The 832-nt window shown below is 61.7% G+C and carries 1 protein-coding gene; it reads left to right on the forward strand.

Annotated elements, in window-relative coordinates; all coding sequences use genetic code 11:
* The coding region (locus QCE79_RS39470; RefSeq protein WP_404989469.1) for a terminase TerL endonuclease subunit at positions 1-832 on the forward strand (832 nt) is incomplete at both ends.

Genomic DNA, 832 nt, shown 5'->3' on the forward strand with positions numbered 1-832 from the left:
GGCGATGGTCAATCCGAACTTCGGATTCTCTGTTGATCAGGCGTTTTTAGAGCGCGAGTTCCGCAAGGCGCGCGAAGAGGGCGAAGAGTCATTCCGGGGGTTCCTCGCGAAGCACGCCAACGTAGAGATCGGCCTTGCATTGCGCTCAGATCGCTGGGCGGGCGCGGAGTTCTGGGAGGCAGCAGTACTCGCGTCGGGTCTCACGCTTGAGGCGCTGATGGCTCGTTCAGAGGTAATCGACGTGGGAATCGATGGCGGCGGGCTCGATGACTTGCTCGGGCTTGCGGTAGTGGGTCGCGAGAAAGACACGCGTAACTGGCTTGCCTGGACGCACGCGTGGGCGCATCCGTCTGTGCTCGATCGTCGAAAGGAGATTGCGCCGCGGCTGCGCGATTTCGAAGGCGATGGTGACCTGACGATGGTGGCGCAGATTGGAGATGACGTACGTGATGTCGCCGACATCGTTGCCACGATCTTTCAGGCGGGTCTGCTCGATAAGGTGGGAGCAGACCCGGCGGGCATCGGCAGCGTGCTCGATGCGTTGGCCGAAGTGGGCATACCAGAAGACAAGGTAGTTGGAATCTCGCAAGGCTGGAAGCTCTCAGGCGCGATCAAGACGGCCGAGCGTCGTCTCGCGACTGCGGGCAGCGGTCACAGCGCAGACGATGAAGGCGCGCCCGATGGTGTGCTGATTCACGGTGGTCAGCCGCTGATGGCGTGGTGCGTTGGGAACGCACGCGTGGTCCCGGTTGGCAATGCGGTGAACATCACGAAACAGGCCAGTGGGACGGGCAAAATCGATCCGTTGATGGCGCTATTTAACGCCGTGACG

The sequence above is a fragment of the Caballeronia sp. LZ003 genome (genome assembly GCF_031451465.1).
Classification (GTDB): Bacteria; Pseudomonadota; Gammaproteobacteria; order Burkholderiales; family Burkholderiaceae; genus Caballeronia.